The organism is Bacillus cereus group sp. N6 (assembly GCF_016483705.1).
GTDB lineage: Bacteria > Bacillota > Bacilli > Bacillales > Bacillaceae_G > Bacillus_A > Bacillus_A wiedmannii.
On record NZ_JAEHBI010000005.1, the window covers coordinates 117,916 to 142,378 of the forward strand.

A 24,463-nucleotide genomic window follows, 5' to 3' on the forward strand; every position below is an offset into this window, starting at 1 on the left:
GATGAGTATGAGCAATCGAAAAGTTCCGTTACGAAAATGTGTTGCAACGCAAGAAATGAAATCAAAACGAGAGCTCGTTCGCATTGTTCGTTCCAAAGAGGGAGAAGTGTCCATTGATTTAACTGGAAAGAAATCAGGACGAGGTGCTTATTTATCAAAAGATAAAGAAAGTATTCTTCAAGCCCAAAAGAAAAATGTTTTGGAACATCATCTAAAAGCGAAAATCGACGGTTCTCTATACGAAGAGCTTCTTGAGCTTGTTGAGAAGGAGTCGAAATAAGTGTCCGATTGGAAATCGTTTTTAGGACTAGCAAACCGGGCTCGGAAAATTATTTCGGGTGAAGAACTTGTTTTAAAAGAAGTACGAAGTGGCAAAGCAAAACTTGTATTGCTATCTGAAGATGCGTCAGCAAATACTACAAAACGCATCACGGATAAAGCGACGTATTACAACGTACCAATGAGAAAGGTCGAAAATCGACAACAATTAGGGCATGCGATTGGGAGAGACGAGCGAGTCGTTGTAGCTGTGTTAGATGAGGGCTTTGCGAAAAAGCTGCGTAGCATGCTCGATACAAATTACCGGGGGTGAAGGTATGAGTAAAATTCGAGTGCATGAATATGCAAAACAACATAATATCTCAAGTAAAGATCTTATGACAAAACTAAAAGAAATGAATATCGAGGTTTCGAATCATATGACAATGTTAGAAGATGAAGTAGTAAATAAATTAGATAATGCGTATCAAACTGAAAAACCTTCTGTTGCAGATGAGTTTGAAGTAGAAGAAAAAGTTGTTCGTAGTAAAAAGAACAGCAATAAGAAAAAGAAAAAAGGCAAAGGAAATGAAGACAAACGTCAAGATAACTTTGCTGGAAGACAACAAACACAAACTGTAGAAACACCAGATAAAGTTACTTTCTCTGGAAGTCTTACAGTAGGTGAGCTTGCTAAAAAATTAAGCAAAGAGCCATCTGAAATTATTAAGAAGCTCTTTATGCTTGGGATTATGGCAACAATTAACCAAGACTTAGATAAAGATACAATTGAGTTAATTGCTACTGATTATGGTATTGAAGTAGAAGAAGAAGTAGTTGTAAGTGAAACTGAATTTGAAACATTCATCGATGAGCAAGATGATGAAGAGAACTTAAAAGAGCGTCCAGCTGTAGTTACAATTATGGGGCACGTTGACCATGGTAAAACAACTTTACTTGACTCTATCCGTAATTCAAAAGTAACTGCAGGCGAAGCAGGTGGAATTACTCAGCATATTGGTGCATACCAAGTTGAAGTAAATGACAAGAAGATTACATTCTTAGATACGCCTGGTCACGCGGCATTTACAACGATGCGTGCTCGTGGTGCGCAAGTAACGGATATTACAATCCTTGTTGTTGCAGCTGATGACGGTGTTATGCCACAAACAGTTGAAGCAATTAGCCATGCGAAAGCAGCTGGAGTACCAATTATTGTAGCTGTGAATAAAATGGATAAACCAGCGGCAAATCCTGATCGTGTAATGCAAGAATTAACAGAATATGAATTAGTTCCAGAAGCTTGGGGCGGAGATACAATTTTCGTACCAATTTCTGCAATTCAAGGTGAAGGAATTGACAACTTATTAGAAATGATTCTTCTTGTAAGTGAAGTAGAAGAATATAAAGCAAATCCAAACCGCTATGCAACTGGTACTGTAATCGAAGCACAGCTTGATAAAGGTAAAGGAACTATCGCGACATTACTTGTTCAAAACGGTACACTTCGAGTTGGAGATCCAATCGTTGTTGGTACTTCATTCGGACGTGTTCGTGCAATGGTAAGTGATATTGGTCGTCGTGTAAAAGTTGCTGGTCCATCAACTCCTGTTGAAATTACAGGTTTAAACGAAGTACCACAAGCGGGAGATCGTTTCATGGCATTCGCTGATGAGAAGAAAGCTCGTCAAATCGGTGAATCACGTGCACAAGAAGCGTTACTTGCTCAGCGTGGTGAAAAATCTAAATTAAGCCTTGAAGATTTATTCCAACAAATCCAAGAAGGCGATGTAAAAGAAATTAACTTAATTGTGAAAGCAGACGTACAAGGTTCTGTAGAAGCAATGGCAGCGTCACTTCGTAAAATTGATGTTGAAGGTGTTAAAGTTAAAATTATCCATACAGGCGTAGGTGCGATTACAGAATCTGATGTTATTTTAGCTTCTGCATCTAATGCAATTGTAATTGGATTTAACGTACGCCCTGATGTGAATGCGAAGCGTACAGCTGAATTAGAGAATGTTGATGTTCGTTTACACCGTATTATCTATAAAGTAATCGAAGAAATCGAATCAGCAATGCAAGGTATGCTGGATCCAGAATTCGAAGAAAAAGTAATCGGTCAAGCGGAAGTACGCCAAACATTCAAAGTAACAAAAGTTGGAACAATCGCAGGTTGTTACGTAATTGACGGTAAAATTACACGTGATAGTGGCGTGCGTATTATCCGTGATGGCGTAGTAATTTTCGAAGGACAACTTGATACGTTAAAACGTTTCAAAGATGACGTAAAAGAAGTTGCACAAAACTATGAGTGTGGTATTACAATTGAGAGATATAATGATCTTAAAGAAGGGGACATCATTGAAGCGTACATTATGGAAGAAGTGAAGCGATGATTATCGCTTCACTCTCATTCGAGTGTATGATTTACGATGTGCATTCTTTAAAAGAGAAACGAGCAATTTTGCAACGGGTGCTAACTCGTGTGAAGCAGCGTTATAATGTAGCTGTTTCAGAAGTAGGGCATCAAGATGTATGGCAACGTACAGAAATTGCAATTGTTTCTGTATCCTCTAATCGTGTTATTTGTGAAAAAGAAATGAATCGTGTACTCGAGTACATCGATTCATTTCCTGAAATTGAACGTACAATAACACAATTGGAATGGTATTGAATGAGGTGAAGAGTTATGAAATTACGTGCAAACCGTGTAGGCGAGCAAATGAAAAAAGAATTAGGCGACATCATCAGTCGTAAAATTAAAGATCCACGTGTTGGATTTGTTACAGTAACAGATGTACAAGTGAGTGGAGATTTACAAATTGCTACAGTATATATTTCTGTTTTAGGTGATGAGGAACAGAAAGAAAGTACATTAAAAGGTTTAGCGAAGGCAAAAGGTTTCATTCGTTCAGAAATTGGCCAGCGTATTCGTCTTCGTAAAACACCGGAAATTTCCTTTGAGTTTGATGAGTCTATCGGATATGGTCATCGAATTGATACACTTTTACATCAAATTAATAAAGACGGTAAACGTGAAGAATAATGGATAGACATTTGTCTATCCATTTTTTCAATGCAAAATTAATTTTGGATAATTAATATGAAAGAATTATGATGAGGTGAACATAAATGGAAGGTGTAGTATTATTACATAAGCCAAAAGGCATGACATCACATGATTGTGTATTTAAATTAAGAAAGATATTGCGTGAGAAACGAATTGGTCATACAGGAACATTAGATCCAGATGTAACAGGAGTATTACCTATTTGTGTAGGACGAGCAACGAAGATTGCACAATTTTTAACAAGTGAGACGAAAACATATGAAGGTGAAGTAACACTTGGATTTTCAACGACAACTGAAGATGCTTCTGGTGAAGTTGTTGAAAGGAAAAATGTAGATCGTGTTATTACTCGTAAGGAAGTAGAAGGGGCTCTTGCTGCATTAACAGGTACGATTGAACAAATGCCTCCGATGTTTTCAGCTGTAAAAGTTAACGGAAAAAAATTATATGAATATGCAAGAGCAGGACAAGAAGTTGAACGTCCAGTTCGTACAATTACAATTCATGAATTTGTATTACTAGATGACCGTGAAGTGTTTGAGGGAGAAAATATTTCATTCCGTTTCCGTGTAACGTGTAGTAAAGGGACATATGTAAGAACGTTAGCAGTAATGATTGGTGAAAAACTTGGTTTCCCATCACATATGTCTCACCTTGTAAGAACAGCTTCTGGTGAGTTTTTATTAGAAGATTGCATATCATTTGAAGAAATTGAAGAAAACGTGCAAAATGGAACAGTAGAGTCTATCTTCATTTCAATTGATGAAGCATTAAGTAAGTTTCCGAAAATGGTTGTAGATGAAAAGCAAGCAGAGAAAATAAAGAATGGTATGTTCTTAAAAAATGAATTGCAAATAACGGCGCCATTTATAACAGTGTTTGATACAAATAATCGTTGCCTTGCAATTTATGAGCACCATCCAAAACACCCTGGTATGCTAAAGCCGATGAAAGTACTTGTGAATAATCAAGAACTAAAGCTATAATGAATTATTGGAAGGATTATTACAGAAAAAGGTGAATTCAAGCGTGAAACTTATTCATTTAACTCATCCACATGAACAAAATAAATTAGAATTACCACCTACTGTAATGGCATTAGGATTTTTTGATGGCATTCATTTAGGACATCAATGTGTGATTCGAACTGCGAAACAAATAGCTGATGAACGAGGATATAAAAGTGCAGTTATGACATTTTATCCGCACCCATCTGTTGTTTTAGGAAAAAAGGAAGCGCATGCGGAGTATATTACACCAATGTGTGATAAAGAAAAAATAGTCGAAAACTTAGGGATCGATATATTATATGTTATTAAATTTGATGAATCGTTTGCAGGCTTATTGCCACAACAATTTGTAGATGATTATATTATTGGTTTGAATGTAAAGCATGTAGTAGCAGGGTTTGATTATTCATATGGACGTTTAGGAAAAGGAAAGATGGAGACTTTACCATTTCATGCAAGAGGGGAGTTTACACAGACTGTGATTGAAAAAGTTGAATTTCAAGAAGAGAAAGTAAGTTCTACAGCATTACGAAAGTTAATTCGAAATGGCGAAATGGAACAAATTCCATCTATTTTAGGTAGAGCATATACAGTAGGGGGAACAGTTGTACACGGTGATAAGCGTGGACGTCAAATTGGTTTTCCCACAGCTAATATAGGTTTAAGTGATGAGTATCTATTACCACCTGTAGGTGTTTATGCAGTGAGATTAAAAGTTCACGATGAATGGTACGATGGTGTATGTAATATTGGATATAAACCAACTTTTAAAGAAGATGAGCGTCAATTATCTATTGAAGTGCACTTATTTGAATTTAACAAAGACATATATGATCAAAATGTTACAGTAGAGTGGCATATGCGTATAAGAGAAGAAAAGAAATTCAATGGCATCGATGAGTTAGTTGAACAAATTGCAAAAGATAAGAAAATAGCACAAGAATATTTTGCGAACGAAAAGAATATACTTGCTTTTTCAAATGAAAAGTAGTATTCTATGTTATGTACTTTATGACAACCATTGCTTGGCATTGCGACTCACCGACGCTTGCTAGGTAATTGGGGGTTTAATTAATAGGAGGTGAAATAGGATGGCTTTAACACAAGAGCGTAAAAATGAAATCATTGCACAATTTAGAACTCATGAGACTGATACTGGTTCTCCAGAGGTTCAAATTGCTGTCCTAACGGAGCAAATTAACACTCTAAACGAGCACTTACGTACTCACAAGAAAGATCATCATTCACGTCGTGGTCTATTAAAGATGGTTGGTAAACGTCGTAACTTACTAACTTACCTTCGTAATAGCGATATCACACGTTACCGTGAATTAATCACAAAGCTTGGCTTACGTCGATAGTCAAAGAAGCGGGAATATTCCCGCTTTTTTGTTAGGTAAAAATATATCTTCTACCCTTTATAGCTTACTTCATTTTCGGTAATACTAGAGGTAGAATATTGTGATATACTATCCATTTACATAGAAGAATTGAATACTTTAAATTGAGAGGGGTACTTAAATGAGTCAAGAAAAGCAAGTCTTCTCGATAGATTTAGCTGGTCGCCAGCTAACAGTTGAAACAAGTCAGCTTGCGAAGCAAGCGAACGGAGCAGTATTAGTAAGATATGGCGATACAGCGGTTCTATCTACAGCAACTGCATCAAAAGAACCAAAAAATGTAGATTTCTTCCCACTTACAGTAAATTATGAAGAGCGTTTATATGCAGTCGGAAAAATTCCTGGCGGTTTCATTAAACGTGAAGGTCGTCCGAGTGAAAAAGCAATTTTGGCAAGTCGTTTAATCGACCGTCCAATTCGTCCGCTTTTCGCAGATGGTTTCCGTAACGAAGTACAAGTTGTCAGCATAGTAATGAGTGTTGATCAAGATTGTTCTTCTGAAATGGCAGCTATGCTAGGTTCTTCATTAGCGTTATCGATTTCAGATATTCCATTTGAAGGCCCAATCGCGGGTGCAACAGTTGGTCGTATTAACGGCGAATTCGTTATTAATCCAACAGTAGAACAGCAAGAACAAAGTGATATTCACCTTGTTGTAGCTGGTACGAAAGATGCAATTAACATGGTTGAAGCAGGAGCAGATCAAGTGCCTGAAGAAACAATGTTAGAAGCAATTATGTTTGGACATGACGAAATTAAACGTCTAATTGCATTCCAAGAAGAGATTGTACAAGCTGTAGGTAAAGAGAAATCAGAAGTGAAACTTTATGAAGTTGACGCTGATCTTAATCAAGCTGTACGTGAAATGTCTGAGAAGGATATGCATTCTGCAATTCAAGTACATGAAAAACATGCACGTGAAGATGCAATTAACGAAGTGAAAAAGCGTGTAATTGAGCATTACGAAGCGCAGGAAGCTGACGCTGATACATTAGGACAAGTAAGTGAGATTTTATATAAAATTGTAAAAGAAGAAGTACGTCGTCTTATTACAGTTGAAAAAATCCGCCCAGATGGCCGTAAAGGTGACGAAATCCGTCCATTAGCATCAGAGGTTGGTATTTTATCTCGTACACACGGTTCTGGTTTATTCACACGTGGACAAACACAAGCATTAAGTATTTGTACATTAGGTGCATTAGGCGATGTACAAATTTTAGATGGTCTTGGTGTAGAAGAATCAAAACGTTTTATGCACCATTACAATTTCCCATCATTTAGTGTTGGTGAAACAAGACCGATGCGTGGACCAGGTCGTCGTGAAATTGGTCACGGTGCACTAGGAGAACGTGCTCTTGAGCCTGTAATTCCATCTGAAAAAGATTTCCCATATACAGTACGTCTTGTATCTGAAGTTTTAGAATCAAATGGTTCTACTTCACAAGCAAGTATTTGTGGTAGCACTTTAGCAATGATGGATGCTGGTGTTCCGCTTAAAGCTCCAGTTGCAGGTATTGCAATGGGTCTAGTTAAAACTGGTGAGCATTACACAATTTTATCTGATATTCAAGGTATGGAAGATCATTTAGGTGATATGGACTTTAAAGTAGCAGGTACAGCAAAAGGTGTAACTGCACTGCAAATGGACATTAAAATAGATGGTCTATCTCGTGAAATTTTAGAAGAGGCATTACAACAAGCGAAAGTTGGTCGTGTGCACATTCTAAATCATATGTTATCTGTTATTGCAGAGCCACGTACTGAATTATCAGCTTATGCTCCAAAGATTATTACAATGACAATTAACCCAGATAAAATCCGTGACGTTATTGGGCCGAGCGGTAAACAAATCAATAAAATTATTGAAGAAACTGGCGTTAAAATTGACATCGAGCAAGATGGTACAGTATTCATTTCTTCAATAAATCAAGAAATGAATGACAAAGCTAAGAAAATTATCGAAGATATCGTTCGCGAAGTACAAGTAGGTGAAATCTACGAAGGAAAAGTGAAACGTGTTGAGAAATTCGGTGCTTTCGTTGAATTATTCAGCGGTAAAGACGGATTAGTTCACATTTCTGAACTTGCACTTGAGCGTGTAGGTAAAGTAGAAGACGTTGTGAAAATCGGTGATGTAATTACAGTTAAAGTTATCGAGATTGACAAGCAAGGTCGCGTGAATCTATCTAGAAAAGTATTGCTAAAAGAAGAGCAAGAAAAAGAAGCTGCTAAAGAAGAAAACAAACAAGAGCAGCAATAAGTAAAAGCCAGTTAAACTGGCTTTTTTTGTTATATAAAAAATATGATTTACATATATTTTTATGTCAGTATAGGTATAGTTTTCATTATAACGCTCAAATTAACAAAGATAAGAAGAAAAAAGGTTTTTATATAGTTAATGGGAGGGTTTATATGAAAGCTCGTGTATTGGCATACATATGTATATTCTTTTTATATGTCAGTGTAGGCTCTTATTCCGTTTTTGCACAGGATAACTTATATGAAGAAATTCAAAAACATGCAAAACAATATGAGATTGCACCTCAAAATGCGATGATTGATAAGATATGGAAATCAACACCAGGATATAATGGAAGACAAGTTGATATCGAAGCATCCTATAATAATATGAAGAAACTAAAGAAATTTGATCAAAGAAATCTTGAATTCAAGGAAGTATCACCGAGTGTCCACTTAGAAGATTTATCACCAGCCCCAATTTATAGGGGACATCCAAATAAAAAGATGGTGGGATTAACAATAAATGTGGCGTGGGGAAACGAGTATTTGCCTCGTATATTAGAAATATTGAAAAAACATGATGTGAAAGCGACTTTCTTTTTAGAAGGACGTTGGGTGAAGGAAAATTTGCGATTTGCCAAAATGATTGTTGATGCAAATCAAGAAGTCGGAAATCATTCTTACACACACCCTAATATGAAAACGCTATCTTCTGATGAAATCCGAGATCAGTTACAAAAAACAAATCGAATGATCGAAGCAGCTACGAATCAAAAGGTAAGATGGTTTGCTCCGCCGAGTGGAAGTTTTCGGGATGAAGTCGTGAAAATTGCAGATGATTTCCAAATGGGAACGATTATGTGGACTGTAGATACAATTGATTGGAAGCGGCCTGAGCCAGAGGTACTATTGCAGAGAGTGATGAGAAAAATACATCCAGGTGCTATCGTATTAATGCATCCAACGTCATCTACAGCAGAAGCATTAGATACAATGATTACAAAATTGAAGGAACAAGGATATAAAGTAGGGAATATAACAGAATTACTGGATGAAAAACGTGTGGATTAAATACATTTGCATGACATTCATCCTTAAACTTGTTATCATTAAATAATAGCACTTATTTAGAGAAACTGGCAGTAGGAGGAAAGTTTTTGATTAAAAAATATACTTGTAAAAATGGTGTAAGAATTGTTATGGAGAATATACCAACTGTAAGATCGGTTGCGATTGGTATTTGGATCCATGCGGGATCAAGAAATGAAAATGAAAAAAATAACGGGGTTTCCCACTTTTTAGAGCATATGTTCTTTAAAGGAACAGAAACACGTAGTGCACGCGAAATTGCAGAATCATTTGATAGCATTGGTGGGCAAGTGAATGCTTTTACTTCAAAAGAATACACTTGTTATTATGCAAAAGTGCTAGATGAGCATGCTAAATATGCTTTAGATGTATTAGCAGATATGTTCTTTAATTCAACATTTGATGAGGAAGAACTGAAAAAAGAGAAGAATGTCGTATGTGAAGAAATTAAAATGTACGAAGATGCTCCAGATGATATTGTGCATGATATGTTAACGAAAGCAACATATGAAACGCATCCGCTTGGATATCCTATTTTAGGAACAGAAGAAACGCTTGATACGTTTACAGGTGATACGCTACGCCAATATATCAAGGATCATTACACACCTGAAAATGTCGTTGTTTCAGTTGCAGGAAATATTGATGAAGCCTTTTTACAAACAGTAGAGCAATATTTCGGTAGTTATGAAGGAACAACAAATCGTGAACAAGTACATAGCCCAATTTTCCATTTTAATAAGGTAGCACGTAAAAAGGAAACAGAACAAGCTCATTTATGTTTAGGATATAAAGGCTTACAAATGGGACACGAAGATATTTATAACTTAATTGTATTAAATAACGTTTTAGGCGGTAGTATGAGTAGCCGTTTATTCCAAGAAGTACGTGAGCAACGCGGGTTAGCCTATTCAGTATTTTCTTACCATTCTTCTTATGAAGATACAGGTATGTTAACGCTGTATGGTGGAACAGGTAGCCAACAATTAGATACACTGTATGAAACAATGCAAGAAACATTAGAAACATTGAAAAATACAGGTATTACAGAAAAAGAGCTTATTAATAGTAAAGAGCAATTAAAAGGAAACTTAATGTTAAGTTTAGAAAGTACGAATAGCCGTATGAGCCGTAATGGTAAAAATGAATTGCTACTTCGTAAGCATCGTTCACTTGATGAGATTATTGAAAGTGTAAACACAGTAACAAAAGAAAATGTTGATGAGTTAATTCGTAACATGTTTACAGATGAATTCTCTGCAGCATTAATTAGTCCAGATGGAAAACTTCCAAAAGGAATAAAACTATAATTGCTTTATATGAAGTATGTAAAAATAACCGTATCTCTTTTAAATGAGATACGGTTATTTTTTTTGGATATACAGAATAGGTACTAATTATAGATAACTTAAATTCATAATTCGGTAGGGGGAGAGTGTATGCGATTAAGTGAATTAAGTGGCAAAGAGATTGTAAATTTAGAAAGAGCAGAAAAAATGGGAGTTTTAGGTTATGTTGATTTAGAGATTGATGAGAAGGATGGCCAAATACAGGCTCTTATCATACCGGCTGGGAAATGGGGAGGTTTTAAAAAGGAACCACAAGAAGTAAGAGTCACGTGGAGCCAAATTAAGAAAGTAGGGCACGATATGATCCTTTGTGATATTACGGATCATTCAAATTCGAAGTGAAAGGTGGCCATTTTGGTCATCTTTTTTTGTTCATTCTCCTCTGAGTAAAAGCTCACATGAATCGAGCGTTTACCGGAAATCAATTTCCCGTATAATGTCCTCTCATATGTCGAATGTTGAGATGGAAGTCTAACTGCATACAAATAGCGGGATAAATCATACGTGCTTTTGTTTTTCAATCACCTAAAACTCGTACATTACATATGATGTGGAGGAAAAAGAAAAAGTAGGCACTTTTCTTATAAATGACAGAAAAAGAAGGTGAATTAGGGAATGTTGACTGAGATGCATATTGCTGTCATAGGAGGAGATGCAAGACAGCTAGAAGTAATTCGCAAGCTAGTTGAATTGGATGCGAAACTTTCATTGATAGGGTTTGATCAGTTAGATCATGGCTTCACAGGGGCAGCAAAAGAAAGTATACAAAATTTAGATTTCACTTCTGTAGATGCAATTATTTTGCCAGTTGCAGGTACAAATGCCAAGGGAGAAGTAGATACTATTTTTTCAAACGAAAAAGTTTCTATAACGAAAGAACAAATTGAAAATACACCAGAACACTTTACTATATATTCAGGTATTGGTACGCCTTACTTGGAAAATCTCGTATCTACTACAAACCGCAAACTTGTTAAATTATTTGATCGTGATGATGTGGCAATCTACAATTCTATACCAACTGTAGAAGGTACATTAATGATGGTAATTCAACATACCGACTATACAATTCATGGTTCCAATGTAATGGTTTTAGGATTTGGTAGAACAGGGATGAGTGTTGCCAGAGCATTTCAATCATTAGGAGCCCATGTCAAAGTTGGAGCAAGACGATCGGAACATATTGCACGTATTACAGAAATGATGTTTTCTCCTTTTCATATGCAAAATATTGAGAAAGAAGTAGGAAATATCGATATTGTCATTAATACAATTCCGCATCTCGTCGTGACAGCGAATGTTATTTCGAAAATGCCGGCTCATACGTTAGTAATTGATTTAGCTTCTAAACCAGGCGGTACCGACTTTAGATATGCGGAAAAAAGAGGAGTCAAAGCGCTGTTAGCACCTGGATTACCAGGTATTGTTGCTCCAAAAACAGCAGGACAAATTTTAGCGAACGTTCTTTCTCAGTTACTAGCAGAAGACGTAATAGCAAGAAAGGAGAATGGGGAATGAATTTAAAAGGGAAAAGAATAGGGTTTGGTTTTACTGGTTCACATTGTACGTACGAAGAAGTAATGCCTCATTTAGAAAAATTAATTGCTGAGGGAGCAGAAGTACGCCCCGTTGTTTCTTACACTGTTCAATCAACAAACACGAGATTTGGAGAAGGAGCAGAGTGGATTAAAAAGATTGAAGAAGTAACAGGATTTAAAGCAATTAATTCAATCGTTGGCGCAGAACCACTAGGACCTAAAATTCCACTAGATTGTATGGTAATTGCACCACTAACAGGAAATTCTATGAGTAAATTTGCAAATGCAATGACAGACTCTCCAGTACTAATGGCAGCGAAAGCGACGTTAAGAAACGGCAAGCCTGTCGTATTGGCTGTTTCGACGAATGATGCTTTAGGGCTGAATGGAGTAAATCTCATGCGCCTAATGGCAACAAAAAACATCTACTTCGTCCCATTCGGTCAAGATGCACCAGAGAAAAAACCAAACTCAATGGTAGCTCGCATGGAGCTGCTGGAAGATACAGTATTAGAAGCGCTGCAAGGGAAGCAATTGCAGCCGGTTGTCGTAGAAAAATTCAGATATATGAATTAAAAAACGAAAAAAAACGGACAATTTTTGATGAAACCATCATTCTTACTGTAGAATATGATAAAATTAACGTTATTAAGATTAGAAGGGGTATTGTATACTCCTTCTAATTCTAAGTTATAGAAGGATTGGTATCTAGAAAGGGGCATAGTGATGGAAAAGCAAAAAACTTTTCATGTCGCTGTAGTTGGAGCAACCGGCGCAGTTGGTGAACAAATGTTAAATACTTTAGAGAAACGAGAATTTCCAATCGGGAAGTTAACGTTACTTTCATCTAAACGATCTGCAGGTAAGAAACTTGTATTTAAAGGCGAAGAATTTACAGTTCAAGAGGCAACTCCTGAAAGTTTTGAAGGAGTAGATATCGCACTATTTAGTGCTGGTGGATCTGTATCAAAACAATTAGCGCCAGAAGCAGCAAAGCGCGGTGCGATTGTTGTTGATAATACAAGTGCATTCCGTATGACAGAAAACGTGCCACTTGTTGTACCTGAAGTAAATGAAAACGACTTAAAAGAACATAATGGTATTATTGCAAATCCAAACTGTTCTACAATTCAAATGGTAGTAGCTCTTGAGCCAGTTCGTCAGCAATATGGTTTAAAACGAGTAATCGTTTCCACATATCAAGCTGTATCAGGTGCTGGTGCGGCAGCGATTGAAGAACTTCATGAACAATCACAAGCAATCTTAAATGGTGAAGAAGTGAAGGCGAATGTTTTACCTGTATCAGGTGATAAGAAACATTTCCAAATTGCTTTCAACGCGATTCCACAGATTGATAAATTCCAAGATAATGGATTTACGTTTGAAGAAATGAAAATGATTAATGAAACGAAAAAAATTATGCATATGCCTGAATTAGAAGTAGCGGCAACATGTGTACGTTTACCAGTTGTATCAGGTCACTCTGAGTCTGTTTACATCGAAGTAGAAAAAGAAGGTGTAACAGTAGAAGAATTCAAGAGCTTACTTGCAAATGCGGAAGGTATCGTTCTGCAAGATAATCCAGAAGAGCAGTTATATCCAATGCCAGCTACTGCAGTAGGTAAAAACGAAGTATTCGTTGGAAGAATCCGTAAAGATTTAAATAACGATAAAGGATTCCATCTTTGGGTCGTATCTGATAACTTATTAAAAGGCGCTGCATGGAATTCTGTTCAAATTGCAGAGCGCTTAGTAAAATTACAATTAGTGTAAACGGCTAAGAGAAGGTGCAAAATATGAAAATTATTGTTCAAAAATTTGGTGGCACATCCGTACGTGATGAAAATGGACGTAAGCATGCGCTTCATCATATAAAAAAATCGCTAGATGCGGGTTATAAAGTAGTTACTGTCGTATCTGCTATGGGCCGTAAAGGTGAACCATATGCAACTGATACTTTGTTAAGTCTTGTAAATCAAGAGGAATCTCGCATTTCTAATCGTGAGCAAGATTTATTATTATCATGCGGAGAATTAATCTCAGCAATCGTCTTCTCTAACATGTTAAATGAGAACGGTATAAAAGCAGCGGCATTAAATGGTGCACAAGCTGGTTTTGTAACAAATGATGATTTTACAAATGCTAAGATTATTGAAATGAACTGCGATCGTATACATGAAGAGCTAGAAAATCTAGATGTAATCGTCGTTACAGGATTCCAAGGACAAACGAAAAAAGGTGATACGACAACACTTGGACGCGGAGGTAGCGATACTTCAGCTTCTGCATTAGGTGTTGCGCTTCATGCTGAATTTATTGATATCTTTACAGATGTAGAAGGTGTTATGACTGCGGATCCTCGCATTGTAAAAGATGCACGTCATCTTCAAACGGTAACATACAATGAAATTTGTAACATGGCATATCAAGGTGCAAAAGTCGTTCATCCACGTGCAGTTGAAATTGCGATGCATGCCAAAGTACCACTTCGTGTACGTTCTACGTATTCTGATAGTGAAGGTACGCTGATTTCAGCATCGGACGGTGCGACAAAAGGCCGTGATGTAGAAGAACGTCCTGTTACAGGTATCGCTCATGTATCAAATGTGACGCAAATTAAAGTGCTTGCAAAAGAAACAGCATATGATTTGCAACAGCATGTGTTTAAAGAAATGGCGAATGAAGGAATCAGTGTCGATTTAATTAACATTTCACCTACTGGGGTAGCTTATACGGTGAGTGATAGTGTATCAAGTCGTGCAGTTGAATTATTAAAAAACCTTGGATATGAGCCAATTGTGACAGAGCATTGTGCAAAAGTATCTATTGTAGGAGCTGGAATGGCAGGATACCCAGGGGTTACTGCGAAAATCGTTACAGCTTTAGCGGAAAAAGGTATTCAAATTCTGCAATCGGCAGATAGCCATACGACAATTTGGGTTCTTGTAAAAGAAACTGATTTAGTGGAGGCTGTAAATGCATTACATAGTGCGTTTGAGCTTTCAAAAGAAAAGCAACTGGAACAATAAGGAGTGAGACCATGATAGATTTTGGGACAATTGCAACCGCGATGGTAACTCCGTTTGATAAAAACGGAAATATCGATTTTGCGAAGACAACGAAATTGGCAAATTATTTAATAGATAACGGTACAACAGCAATCGTGGTAGGAGGAACGACAGGAGAATCTCCTACATTAACTTCAGAAGAAAAAGTAGCGTTATATCGCCATGTCGTATCTGTTGTCGATAAAAGGGTGCCCGTAATCGCTGGAACAGGTAGTAATAATACGCATGCTTCTATTGACTTAACTAAAAAGGCAACAGAGGTTGGTGTTGATGCAGTAATGCTAGTAGCACCGTATTATAACAAACCGAGTCAAGAAGGAATGTATCAGCACTTTAAAGCAATTGCTGAAAGCACGCCGCTTCCGGTTATGCTATATAACGTTCCAGGACGATCTATTGTACAAATCTCCGTTGATACAGTTGTTCGTTTATCAGAAATAGAAAACATTGTTGCGATTAAAGATGCAGGCGGCGATGTGTTAACAATGACAGAAATCATTGAAAAAACAGCGGACGACTTTGCAGTATACAGCGGTGATGATGGTTTAACGTTACCAGCTATGGCAGTTGGAGCGAAAGGTATCGTTTCTGTAGCATCTCATGTGATTGGAAATGAAATGCAAGAAATGATTGCAGCATTCCAAGCAGGAGAATTTAAAAAGGCGCAAAAATTACATCAATTACTTGTAAGAGTAACGGATTCATTATTTATGGCGCCAAGCCCAACGCCAGTAAAAACAGCGTTACAAATGGTTGGGTTAGATGTAGGTTCTGTACGTTTACCACTTCTTCCATTAACAGAAGAAGAAAGAGTAACGTTACAATCTGTTATGCAATCTATCCCTCGTTAATAAAAAAATGACCTAGTGTAGAACTAGGTCATTTTTTTATGGTATGAAAATCTTTGCCGCTCTTTTTTACCTACCATATTACTCCATGTGTTTGATCGTTTTTTCATTATGTATTGCAACATGTACAAGAAAATAATTGTACCCCTTTAAATGAATCAAAAAAACACAGTTATTATAGAATAAACATTTGTATAAACGTAATAAACTATCGATTCTGTTTTTCAGAGGAATTGTCTCAAATGTGACGTGATTCATAAAAAAGCTTCATTTTATAAGTGTTTTTGTTCGATTTTAGAAAAATAAGTCTTGAAAATCCATATAATGAAATAAATTTAGCGTATTTATGGCTATTTCTTCAAAATAATATGGAGTATAAAATCGGAGTAAATATAAAGGAAATACGTTCGATACTTTTGTTGTAATTCCGTTCTTTTACTTTCTCTTTCGCACGATTTAACTTGTGTTCTATTTCTTGTATCAGGTATAATATGGCTAAGTAGCTTAGTACGGGTATGCTTAGCAAAATTGGTAAAAATTATAATTTGATTACATTTTCATATCATATCGAATAAGATATTTGATTTATATAATGAAAGAGAGGTGAAACCTGGTTTAAAAAATAAACAAGGACATGATATCGCATAACGGTAAGGACATTCGTCTTGGACGGTGAATATATGGTGGTTGTAGAGTTTCCCCTGGTGTCTCTGCAATTTTAGTGAAATCAGTGTTTGAAAGATTTTTAAACCAGGCAACAACATGAAGAGAAAAGAGAATGCGTCTGTTAAAGTATTTGCTCTTGGTGGAGTAGGTGAAATCGGGAAAAACATGTACTGTGTTGAAATTGATTCTGAAATCTTTATTGTAGATGCAGGATTAATGTTCCCAGGAGATGAAATGTTTGGAATTGATATCGTTATTCCTGATATTACATATTTAGTGGAAAACCAAGAGCGAGTAAAAGGTTTATTTATTACTCACGGTCATGAAGATCATATTGGTGGAATTGTTTACGTACTTCGTAAATTATCAATTCCAGTGTATGCAACGAAATTAACAGTAGGACTTATACAAGAAAAACTTGGCGAAGCGGGTATGTTAGGCCGTGTAGACTTAAAAACAATCGATTCAAATTCAACAGTAGAGTTTAATACTACAACGGTGTCATTCTTTGGAACGACACATAGTATTCCAGATTCTGTTGGTGTTTGTTTCCATACATCAAAAGGTGCTATCGTATACACGGGAGACTTTAAATTCGATCAAACTCCAATTGGAAATAGTGGAGCAGACCTTGGAAAAATGGCACAAATCGGAAATGAAGGCGTACTGTGCTTATTATCTGATAGTACAAATGCTGAGCGTCCAGGCTATACAGGTTCTGAAAAAGAAGTTGGTGTAGAAATTTCTAAAGTGTTCTACGGCGCAGAAGGACGTATTATCGTTGCTTCATTTGCATCGAATGTACATCGTATTCAACAAGTATTTGATGCAGCTGCTGAAACAGGACGAAAAGTAGCGGTTGTAGGACGTAGTATGGTGAAAGTGGTAGATATCGCAAGACGTCTTGGTTATTTAGATGTTCCAGAAGGTATGGTTATTTCACTACAAGAAGTAGACAATTTCCCAGAGAAAAAGGTAGCTATTTTAACGACAGGTAGCCAAGGTGAACCGATGGCAGCCCTTTCTAGAATGGCGAAGCAAGCTCATAAACAAATTTCAATTCGTAAAGGCGATACGGTTATTATTGCGGCTTCTCCAATTCCGGGTAATGAAATATCTGTATCGAAAATTATTGACTTGTTATTTAGAGCTGGAGCTGATGTTATTTATTACGGTGAAAGAAAAGTTCACGTTTCAGGTCACGGTAGCCAAGAAGAATTAAAGTTAATGTTAAATTTAATGAAACCGAAATATTTTGTACCCGTACATGGTGAGTTCCGTATGCAAAAAGCACATGCATATTTAGCTGAAGATGTAGGTATTGCAAGAGAGAATATCTTTATCGTAGAAAAAGGTGATGTGATTGCTTTTGGTGACGATGACGCAAACTTAGTTGGCAAAGTACAAGCTGGTAATGTGTTAATTGATGGATTAGGTGTAGGTGACGTTGGTAATATCGTTCTTCGAGATAGAAAAATGTTATCTCAAGATGGAATATTAGTAGTTGTTGTAACACTTGGTAAAGATGAAAAGAAAATTATCTCTGGTCCAGAAATCATTTCACGTGGTTTTGTGTATGTTCGTGAATCAGAAGCGTTAATTGACCGCTCTACAGAGATTGTACGTATGATTGTTGAGCAATCGATTAAAGAGTATTCAATTGAATGGTCTATGTTAAAACAAAATATTCGTGAATTATTAGGGCAGTTCTTGTACGAAGAGACAAAGAGAAAACCTATGATTTTACCGATTATTATGGAAGTATAAAAAAGATCACCTTTACGGGTGATCTTTTTTTCTTTTTAAACTCTATCGAATGAAATTTATAACTTAAGAAATAATAGTTATATACGAGTGAAAGGGGATGCGATATGACAGAACGTGATCGTTATACAAATGAAGGGAAAGAGGCTGAGCCGAAAGAAACTGGGAAAGAAGCTTCGATAGTGGAAAAAATTCAACAGCTAGGGCAAACGAATGTACCACAAATGAATGAATCAAGTATTCATTGTTTAACAATCATCGGGCAGGTGGAAGGTCATGTTCAGTTGCCGCCGCAAAATAAAACAACAAAATATGAGCATATTATTCCGCAAATTGTTGCGATAGAACAAAATCCGAAAATTGAAGGTTTGCTTTTAATATTAAACACGGTCGGAGGTGACGTTGAAGCAGGGTTAGCAATTTCTGAGATGGTAGCTTCGCTTTCAAAGCCAACGGTATCACTTGTTCTGGGCGGAGGGCATTCTATCGGTGTACCAATCGCCGTCTCTACGGATTATTCATTTATTGCGGAAACTGCGACGATGACAATTCATCCCATTCGTCTAACAGGTCTTGTTATAGGTGTGCCGCAAACATTTGAGTATTTAGATAAAATGCAAGAAAGAGTCATTCGATTTGTGACGAAGCATTCGAAAGTAACCGAAGATCGTTTTAAAGAACTTATGTTTGCGAAAGGGAATTTGACGCGAGATATTGGGACGAATGTAATTGGTGGCGATGCAGTGAAATATGGTCTTATAGATGATGTCGGTGGTATTGGGAATGCGATTCGAAAACTGAATGAATTAATAGATGCTCGCATGGATAATAGTGCAGAAGGGACAATGTTACAATGATTTTATACACAATTATGCCAGAGCAACTTGTATATCCAGCTGATTATTCGCAATGTGAAAGCCAAAAAGTTGTAAATATAAACGGTGTTGAATTAATGGTTTCTGAAGAAGAACATGGGTGTTATTCTATTGTACGTGTGTTAAGTACGGATCCGCTACACTACTTAGAGTTTGAGCCCGGCCAGAAAATAACCTTTTAGCAAAAAGAAGGATTTTGTTTAGAAGCTATGGTATAATATAAAAAACAAGACGGTTGAGCAGCCATGAGAGGGCTGCTTTCTTCTGTTTATTTAACAATTTACAAGAAGTGTAAAAATAGAAGATATAAGACCTGAAAAAATAGAGAAAACAGACATATAAGTAGTGCTTTTTATGGAAGCCCTACTTACATGTAGAACACGAGGTGAAGAAATGGCAAAACAAAAGCAAAGAGGGACGAAGGCAAAAGCAAGACGCACGATAAAGCCAACTTTGTATTATGAAATCGTCGGTTTAACTCTTTTTGCACTTTCAATCATTACGATTTTACAGCTAGGTGTTGTAGGGAAATCGTTTGTGTTATTTTTTCGCTTCTTCTTTGGTGAGTGGTACATAATTGGTGTGTTAGGTGTAATAGCTTTATCGGTTTCGTTTGTTATCAAACGTGGATGGCCGAACCTTTTAAATAAACGGTTAATTGGTTTTTATTTAATAGTATTGGCGATATTAATGTTTAGTCATATTACATTATTTAACCTTCTTACGAAAGATGGAGCAGTGCAAAATACTTCTGTTATTGTGAGTACGAAAGATAACTTCTTTCTTGAAATGAAAAAGGGGCCGGATAGCGTTCATTTAGGCGGTGGTATGTTTGGTGCGCTTATGTTCGCGACGTGTTACTTCTTATTTGACGAAGTAGGAGCTTATATCATTGGCATTATTTTAGTGATTCTCGGCATACTTTGTATAACAAATAAGCATATTGGGGAAGTGCTTGCCCCAGTAGGAAGAATCCTTAGAAGTCAATTTGAAGTAATGCAAGGGGATTATAAAGATTGGAGATCCAAAAGGACGGCTGAACAAACAGAAAAGAAAAAAACAACGAGAAGCACAAGGAGCAAACGTGCTGCAGAACAAGAAGAGATTATTGAGCCGATGGAAGAAATCTCAATTGATCCCCCAATTATTTCGAATTTCACTGAGAATTATCCTGTAAATGAAGAAGAGAATAAACGAATTAGCGAAGAACAGGAAGCAGAGTTAATAAATTCACCGTCTATTGAAGAGGCTCCGCCTGTTGAAGAATCTAAGAAAAAGCGTGGAGAAAAGATTGTAGAATCTTTAGAGGCGGAAACAAGTGCCCCACCAATGCAATTTTCAAATGTAGAAAATAAAGATTACAAGCTTCCTGCACTGGATATATTGAAATTTCCTAAGAATAAGCAAGTTACAAATGAAAATGCAGAAATTTATGAGAATGCTCGTAAATTAGAACGTACATTCCAAAGTTTTGGAGTGAAAGCGAAAGTAACAAAAGTACATAGAGGTCCTGCAGTTACAAAATATGAAGTGTATCCTGATATGGGAGTAAAGGTAAGCAAAATCGTTAGTTTGAGTGATGATTTAGCACTTGCTTTAGCTGCGAAAGACATTCGTATTGAAGCACCTATTCCCGGGAAATCAGCTGTAGGGATTGAAGTTCCGAACTCAGAAGTATCTATGGTAACGCTTAGAGAAGTTCTTGATTCTAAGGCTAATAATCATCCGGAAGAGAAGTTGTTAATTGGTCTTGGACGAGATATTACAGGTGAAGCTGTATTAGCCCGTTTAAATAAAATGCCCCATTTACTAGTAGCTGGTGCGACAGGTAGCGGGAAAAGTGTATGTATTAATGGTATTATTGTTAGTATTTTAATGCGTGCAAAACCACATGAAGTAAAATTAATGATGATTGATCCGAAAATGGTAGAGTTAAATGTATATAACGGTGTTCCGCATTTATTAACACCAGTTGTAACTGATCCGAAAAAAGCATCACAAGCTTTGAAAAAAGTCGTGAGTGAAATGGAACGACGTTATGAATTATTTGCTCATAGTGGCACGCGTAACATTGAAGGATATAATGATCATATTAAAGAACATAATAGTCAATCAGAAGCGAAACAACCGGAATTACCTTATATTGTAGTAATAGTGGACGAGTTAGCCGATTTAATGATGGTTGCTTCATCAGATGTAGAGGATGCGATTATGCGTTTAGCACAAATGGCTCGTGCGGCTGGTATTCATTTAATTATTGCGACGCAGCGTCCATCGGTTGATGTTATTACGGGAGTTATTAAAGCGAATATTCCATCACGTATTGCATTCGCGGTATCTTCTCAAACGGACTCTCGTACAATTCTTGACGGTGGTGGTGCAGAGAAACTGCTAGGTCGTGGAGATATGCTGTTTATACCAATTGGTGCATCGAAGCCTGTACGTGTACAAGGTGCATTTTTATCCGATGATGAAGTTGAGAGAGTTGTAGAGTATGTTATTGGTCAGCAAAAAGCGCAATATCAAGAAGATATGATTCCACAAGATGTTCCTGATACGAAGCAGGAAGTAGAAGATGAATTATATGATGAAGCAGTTCAGCTTGTAGTGGAAATGCAAACAGCATCTGTTTCTATGTTGCAACGTAGGTTTAGAGTAGGTTATACGCGAGCTGCCCGTTTAATTGATGCAATGGAAATGAATGGTGTAGTAGGTCCGTATGAAGGTAGTAAACCACGAGAAGTACTCATTAATGATGTACAAGAAAAAAGTTCATAAAAAAAGCCTAATTGTTTTTACAATTAGGCTTTTTTATATGCTATTTTTGTCATATACTATATTCAGCGATAAAGAAAGGGCTTACATCTAAAGTGATTCTTTAGAATACGAATACTTTGATTATGTTTTTAATGAATGTTCGATATTTAATGTAGAAAAATGTTAAATTTTGTTGACACGTATGGGAGCAAGTGGTAAGATTACTTCGAAAAGAATCACTGCCTCATATAATCTTGGAGATAAGGTCCATAAGTTTCTACCCGGCAACCATGAATTGCTGGACTATGAGGGGAAAAGTGTGTAACAAAGGATGTAAGAGATCTTTGTGCCGAACTTTTTCTCGAAATGAGGAATGTTTATGGTGCGAAGTTTTTTTTATGCAGTAAAGAGTGAAAATTTCATCTTGAAAAATTATTAATATTTATTCGACAATTAAGCTTATTTTTAGTATTTAGCAATTTTTATTATGTTGTAAGTTGAAAAAAGAGAAAAGAAGTCTTACATCAGAGGTCGAATAATTGAAATGCGGGGGAGTCTTATGTCAGTAAAATCCGATAGTCGTCACCTATATTTACGGGTGATTGATCACATCAAAGAAAAAATTAAAGATGGAGCTTACAAAGAAAGACAGAAGTTACCATCAGAGTTTGATTTAGCGAAAGAACTTGGTGTAAGTAGGGCGACTTTAAGGGAAGCACTGCGTATTTTAGAAGAAGAAAATGTTGTCATTCGTAGACATGGTGTAGGAACATTTGTAAATGCAAAGCCGTTATTTTCTTCTGGGATTGAACAACTTTCTAGTATTACAGATATGATTTCTAGTGTGGGGAAAACACCAGGAACTATCTTTTTATCATCATCTACAACAAGTTTAACAGAAGAAGAAAAAGAGAAGTTTAATAGTGAAGACGGTTTTAATGCCGTAATGATTGAGCGTGTGCGTACAGCAGATGGGGAACCTGTTGTATATTGTATCGATAAACTTGCAAAAGAAATCTTGCCAGATTTATCGGGATACAACGAAGAATCGTTACTTACAGTGATACATAACAATACGCACAAACGTATCACATACGCAGTTGCTCACATTGAGCCAATTGGCTATCATCCGAAAATCTCACCGATTTTAGAATGTGAACCGGAAACGGCACTGCTAGTTTTAAAACAAATGCACTATGATCAAAATGATGAGCCAATCTTATATTCTATCAATTACTTTAGAGCTGATAAGTTTAGCTTCCACGTATTAAGAAAACGTATGTAGGTAAGTTCCATTTTAGGGAGGTGACAGCAAGAAGTTAGGGACAGCAGCGTAAGAATAAAGAGATATATATAATTTTAGGAGGGGTTTCTAGTATGAAGAAAAAAACAGGTCTTTTATTATCATTAACATTAGCAGCAAGCGCGATTTTAGGTGCATGTGGTAACTCAGATAAGGCGAGTAGCGACAAAAAAGAGTTCAAAGTTGGTATGGTTACAGATGTTGGGGGCGTTGATGATAAATCATTTAACCAATCAGCTTGGGAAGGTTTAACGAAATTTGGTAAAGACAACGATTTAAAGAAAAATGAAGGATATCGTTATCTTCAATCAAGTAAAGATGCAGACTATATTCCAAACTTAACAAAATTTGCGAAAGATCATTATAACACAACATTCGGAATTGGATTTTTAATGCAAGACTCGATTGAAAAGGTTGCAAAACAATATCCGAAAGAGCAATTTGCAATTGTAGATAGTGTTGTGAAAGAGCCGAATGTAACAAGTATTACATTTAAAGACCATGAAGGTTCATTCCTAGTTGGTGCTGTAGCAGCAATGACGACGAAATCAAATAAAGTTGGATTTGTTGGCGGCGTGAAGAGTCCATTAATTACAAAGTTTGAATCAGGTTTCAAAGCTGGTGCAAAAGCAGTAAATCCAAATATCGAAATTGTAGCGCAATATGCAGATGCATTTGACAAACCAGAAAAAGGATCTGTATTAGCTTCAGCAATGTACGGTGGTGGAGTTGACGTAATTTATCATGCTTCAGGTGCAACTGGTAACGGTGTATTCACAGAAGCGAAAAACCGTAAGAAAAAAGGTGAAAACGTTTGGGTAATCGGTGTTGACCGTGACCAAAATCAAGAAGGTATGCCTGAAAACGTAACTTTAACTTCTATGGTAAAACGTGTTGATATTGCAGTAGCAAAAGTAGCACAAGAAGCGAAAGATGGTAAATTAAAAGGCGGTAAAGTAGAAGAGTTTGGATTAAAAGATGACGGTGTTGGTATTGCGAAAACTACTGACAATGTGAAAAAAGTAAATCCAGAAATCTTAACAAAAGTAGAAGAGTTTGAGAAGAAAATCACTGACGGTGAAATTAAAGTACCTGCAACTGACGAAGAATATAAAACATATGAAGCTTCTCTAAAGAAATAATAATAGAGAAATAGCAAAGGTTAGTTCTTAGAACTAACCTTTGTATATATAAAAATACCTTTAATAGACTGCAATTGGGGAG

The 24,463-nt window shown here is 36.5% G+C and carries 23 protein-coding genes and 1 riboswitch; all 23 genes read left to right on the forward strand.

What is annotated here, in order from left to right:
- Nucleotides 1-7: 7 nt before the first annotated feature.
- The 23 genes from rnpM (at nt 8) to JDS99_RS06610 (ending at nt 24,381) form a co-directional block, all read left to right on the forward strand.
- Complete coding sequence (gene rnpM / locus JDS99_RS06500; RefSeq protein ID WP_000071127.1) at nt 8-280, forward strand: RNase P modulator RnpM; 273 nt, start codon at nt 8-10, stop codon at nt 278-280.
- A complete protein-coding gene (locus tag JDS99_RS06505) occupies nt 281-592 on the forward strand; it encodes a YlxQ family RNA-binding protein (RefSeq protein ID WP_001286521.1) in 312 nt (103 codons plus the stop codon).
- A 4-nt stretch (nt 593-596) separates the two neighbouring features.
- Complete coding sequence (gene infB, locus JDS99_RS06510; RefSeq protein WP_000036353.1) at nt 597-2,657, forward strand: translation initiation factor IF-2; 2,061 nt, start codon at nt 597-599, stop codon at nt 2,655-2,657.
- A complete protein-coding gene (locus JDS99_RS06515; protein ID WP_000582364.1) occupies nt 2,654-2,935 on the forward strand; it encodes a DUF503 domain-containing protein in 282 nt (93 codons plus the stop codon). Before infB ends, JDS99_RS06515 begins: the two co-directional genes overlap by 4 nt.
- Nucleotides 2,936-2,950: 15 nt before the next feature.
- Nucleotides 2,951-3,307 (forward strand): 30S ribosome-binding factor RbfA, encoded by a 357-nt coding sequence (rbfA, locus tag JDS99_RS06520; protein ID WP_000776445.1) that lies wholly within the window; start codon nt 2,951-2,953, stop codon nt 3,305-3,307.
- An 86-nt stretch (nt 3,308-3,393) separates the two neighbouring features.
- The gene (gene truB, locus JDS99_RS06525) at nt 3,394-4,317 is read left to right on the forward strand and encodes a tRNA pseudouridine(55) synthase TruB (RefSeq protein ID WP_046957399.1); all 924 of its coding nucleotides are present in this window, start codon (nt 3,394-3,396) and stop codon (nt 4,315-4,317) included.
- A 43-nt stretch (nt 4,318-4,360) separates the two neighbouring features.
- Nucleotides 4,361-5,332 carry a bifunctional riboflavin kinase/FAD synthetase gene (gene ribF / locus JDS99_RS06530; RefSeq protein WP_088123292.1) on the forward strand — a complete coding sequence of 324 codons (972 nt, stop codon included), beginning with the start codon at nt 4,361-4,363 and terminating at the stop codon, nt 5,330-5,332.
- A gap of 100 nt (nt 5,333-5,432) precedes the next feature.
- Nucleotides 5,433-5,702, forward strand: coding sequence for a 30S ribosomal protein S15 (rpsO, locus tag JDS99_RS06535; protein WP_001229392.1), 270 nt, complete (start codon nt 5,433-5,435; stop codon nt 5,700-5,702).
- Nucleotides 5,703-5,862: 160 nt separating this feature from the next.
- The gene (pnp, locus tag JDS99_RS06540; protein WP_046957398.1) at nt 5,863-8,001 is read left to right on the forward strand and encodes a polyribonucleotide nucleotidyltransferase; all 2,139 of its coding nucleotides are present in this window, start codon (nt 5,863-5,865) and stop codon (nt 7,999-8,001) included.
- A gap of 152 nt (nt 8,002-8,153) precedes the next feature.
- Nucleotides 8,154-9,053: a polysaccharide deacetylase family protein gene (locus JDS99_RS06545; RefSeq protein WP_088064282.1), complete on the forward strand. Its 900-nt coding sequence runs from the start codon at nt 8,154-8,156 to the stop codon at nt 9,051-9,053.
- 86 nt (nt 9,054-9,139) lie between these two features.
- Entirely contained in the window at nt 9,140-10,381 is a 1,242-nt protein-coding gene (locus JDS99_RS06550; RefSeq protein WP_000593006.1) for a M16 family metallopeptidase, read from the forward strand.
- A gap of 129 nt (nt 10,382-10,510) precedes the next feature.
- Nucleotides 10,511-10,762, forward strand: coding sequence for a YlmC/YmxH family sporulation protein (locus JDS99_RS06555; protein WP_001239751.1), 252 nt, complete (start codon nt 10,511-10,513; stop codon nt 10,760-10,762).
- A 273-nt stretch (nt 10,763-11,035) separates the two neighbouring features.
- Nucleotides 11,036-11,938, forward strand: a complete 903-nt coding sequence (dpaA, locus tag JDS99_RS06560) for a dipicolinic acid synthetase subunit A (RefSeq protein ID WP_000954740.1) — start codon at nt 11,036-11,038, stop codon at nt 11,936-11,938.
- On the forward strand, nt 11,935-12,534 hold the full coding sequence (dpaB, locus tag JDS99_RS06565; RefSeq protein WP_001049480.1) for a dipicolinate synthase subunit B: 600 nt from the start codon (nt 11,935-11,937) through the stop codon (nt 12,532-12,534). The genes dpaA and dpaB overlap by 4 nt, the downstream gene beginning before the upstream one ends.
- A gap of 150 nt (nt 12,535-12,684) precedes the next feature.
- Nucleotides 12,685-13,731 carry an aspartate-semialdehyde dehydrogenase gene (asd, locus tag JDS99_RS06570; protein ID WP_000414854.1) on the forward strand — a complete coding sequence of 349 codons (1,047 nt, stop codon included), beginning with the start codon at nt 12,685-12,687 and terminating at the stop codon, nt 13,729-13,731.
- A gap of 23 nt (nt 13,732-13,754) precedes the next feature.
- Nucleotides 13,755-14,987: an aspartate kinase gene (dapG, locus tag JDS99_RS06575; protein WP_000692477.1), complete on the forward strand. Its 1,233-nt coding sequence runs from the start codon at nt 13,755-13,757 to the stop codon at nt 14,985-14,987.
- A gap of 11 nt (nt 14,988-14,998) precedes the next feature.
- Entirely contained in the window at nt 14,999-15,877 is an 879-nt protein-coding gene (gene dapA, locus JDS99_RS06580) for a 4-hydroxy-tetrahydrodipicolinate synthase (protein ID WP_199694791.1), read from the forward strand.
- Nucleotides 15,878-16,636: 759 nt separating this feature from the next.
- On the forward strand, nt 16,637-18,307 hold the full coding sequence (locus JDS99_RS06585; protein WP_199694792.1) for a ribonuclease J: 1,671 nt from the start codon (nt 16,637-16,639) through the stop codon (nt 18,305-18,307).
- Between the two features lie 104 nt (nt 18,308-18,411).
- Nucleotides 18,412-19,161, forward strand: coding sequence for a translocation-enhancing protein TepA (tepA, locus tag JDS99_RS06590; protein ID WP_000139829.1), 750 nt, complete (start codon nt 18,412-18,414; stop codon nt 19,159-19,161).
- Nucleotides 19,158-19,361: a YlzJ-like family protein gene (locus JDS99_RS06595; RefSeq protein ID WP_000605020.1), complete on the forward strand. Its 204-nt coding sequence runs from the start codon at nt 19,158-19,160 to the stop codon at nt 19,359-19,361. The genes tepA and JDS99_RS06595 overlap by 4 nt, the downstream gene beginning before the upstream one ends.
- A gap of 211 nt (nt 19,362-19,572) precedes the next feature.
- Nucleotides 19,573-21,957 (forward strand): DNA translocase FtsK, encoded by a 2,385-nt coding sequence (locus tag JDS99_RS06600; protein WP_088064281.1) that lies wholly within the window; start codon nt 19,573-19,575, stop codon nt 21,955-21,957.
- Nucleotides 21,958-22,160: 203 nt separating this feature from the next.
- Nucleotides 22,161-22,262: riboswitch (purine riboswitch) on the forward strand.
- Nucleotides 22,263-22,495: 233 nt separating this feature from the next.
- The gene (locus JDS99_RS06605) at nt 22,496-23,221 is read left to right on the forward strand and encodes a GntR family transcriptional regulator (protein WP_000114176.1); all 726 of its coding nucleotides are present in this window, start codon (nt 22,496-22,498) and stop codon (nt 23,219-23,221) included.
- Between the two features lie 92 nt (nt 23,222-23,313).
- Nucleotides 23,314-24,381: a BMP family lipoprotein gene (locus tag JDS99_RS06610; protein WP_088064279.1), complete on the forward strand. Its 1,068-nt coding sequence runs from the start codon at nt 23,314-23,316 to the stop codon at nt 24,379-24,381.
- Nucleotides 24,382-24,463 lie beyond the last annotated feature (82 nt).

Bases quoted from the DNA above. Each gene is read 5' to 3' on its own strand.
- rnpM (WP_000071127.1), top strand. From the start codon at position 8: ATGAGCAATCGAAAAGTTCCGTTACGAAAATGTGTTGCAACGCAAGAA.
- infB (WP_000036353.1), top strand. From the start codon at position 597: ATGAGTAAAATTCGAGTGCATGAATATGCAAAACAACATAATATCTCA.
- JDS99_RS06515 (WP_000582364.1), top strand. From the start codon at position 2,654: ATGATTATCGCTTCACTCTCATTCGAGTGTATGATTTACGATGTGCAT.
- rbfA (WP_000776445.1), top strand. From the start codon at position 2,951: ATGAAATTACGTGCAAACCGTGTAGGCGAGCAAATGAAAAAAGAATTA.
- truB (WP_046957399.1), top strand. From the start codon at position 3,394: ATGGAAGGTGTAGTATTATTACATAAGCCAAAAGGCATGACATCACAT.
- rpsO (WP_001229392.1), top strand. From the start codon at position 5,433: ATGGCTTTAACACAAGAGCGTAAAAATGAAATCATTGCACAATTTAGA.
- pnp (WP_046957398.1), top strand. From the start codon at position 5,863: ATGAGTCAAGAAAAGCAAGTCTTCTCGATAGATTTAGCTGGTCGCCAG.
- JDS99_RS06545 (WP_088064282.1), top strand. From the start codon at position 8,154: ATGAAAGCTCGTGTATTGGCATACATATGTATATTCTTTTTATATGTC.
- JDS99_RS06555 (WP_001239751.1), top strand. From the start codon at position 10,511: ATGCGATTAAGTGAATTAAGTGGCAAAGAGATTGTAAATTTAGAAAGA.
- dpaA (WP_000954740.1), top strand. From the start codon at position 11,036: ATGTTGACTGAGATGCATATTGCTGTCATAGGAGGAGATGCAAGACAG.
- dpaB (WP_001049480.1), top strand. From the start codon at position 11,935: ATGAATTTAAAAGGGAAAAGAATAGGGTTTGGTTTTACTGGTTCACAT.
- asd (WP_000414854.1), top strand. From the start codon at position 12,685: ATGGAAAAGCAAAAAACTTTTCATGTCGCTGTAGTTGGAGCAACCGGC.
- dapG (WP_000692477.1), top strand. From the start codon at position 13,755: ATGAAAATTATTGTTCAAAAATTTGGTGGCACATCCGTACGTGATGAA.
- dapA (WP_199694791.1), top strand. From the start codon at position 14,999: ATGATAGATTTTGGGACAATTGCAACCGCGATGGTAACTCCGTTTGAT.
- JDS99_RS06585 (WP_199694792.1), top strand. From the start codon at position 16,637: ATGAAGAGAAAAGAGAATGCGTCTGTTAAAGTATTTGCTCTTGGTGGA.
- tepA (WP_000139829.1), top strand. From the start codon at position 18,412: ATGACAGAACGTGATCGTTATACAAATGAAGGGAAAGAGGCTGAGCCG.
- JDS99_RS06595 (WP_000605020.1), top strand. From the start codon at position 19,158: ATGATTTTATACACAATTATGCCAGAGCAACTTGTATATCCAGCTGAT.
- JDS99_RS06600 (WP_088064281.1), top strand. From the start codon at position 19,573: ATGGCAAAACAAAAGCAAAGAGGGACGAAGGCAAAAGCAAGACGCACG.
- JDS99_RS06605 (WP_000114176.1), top strand. From the start codon at position 22,496: ATGTCAGTAAAATCCGATAGTCGTCACCTATATTTACGGGTGATTGAT.
- JDS99_RS06610 (WP_088064279.1), top strand. From the start codon at position 23,314: ATGAAGAAAAAAACAGGTCTTTTATTATCATTAACATTAGCAGCAAGC.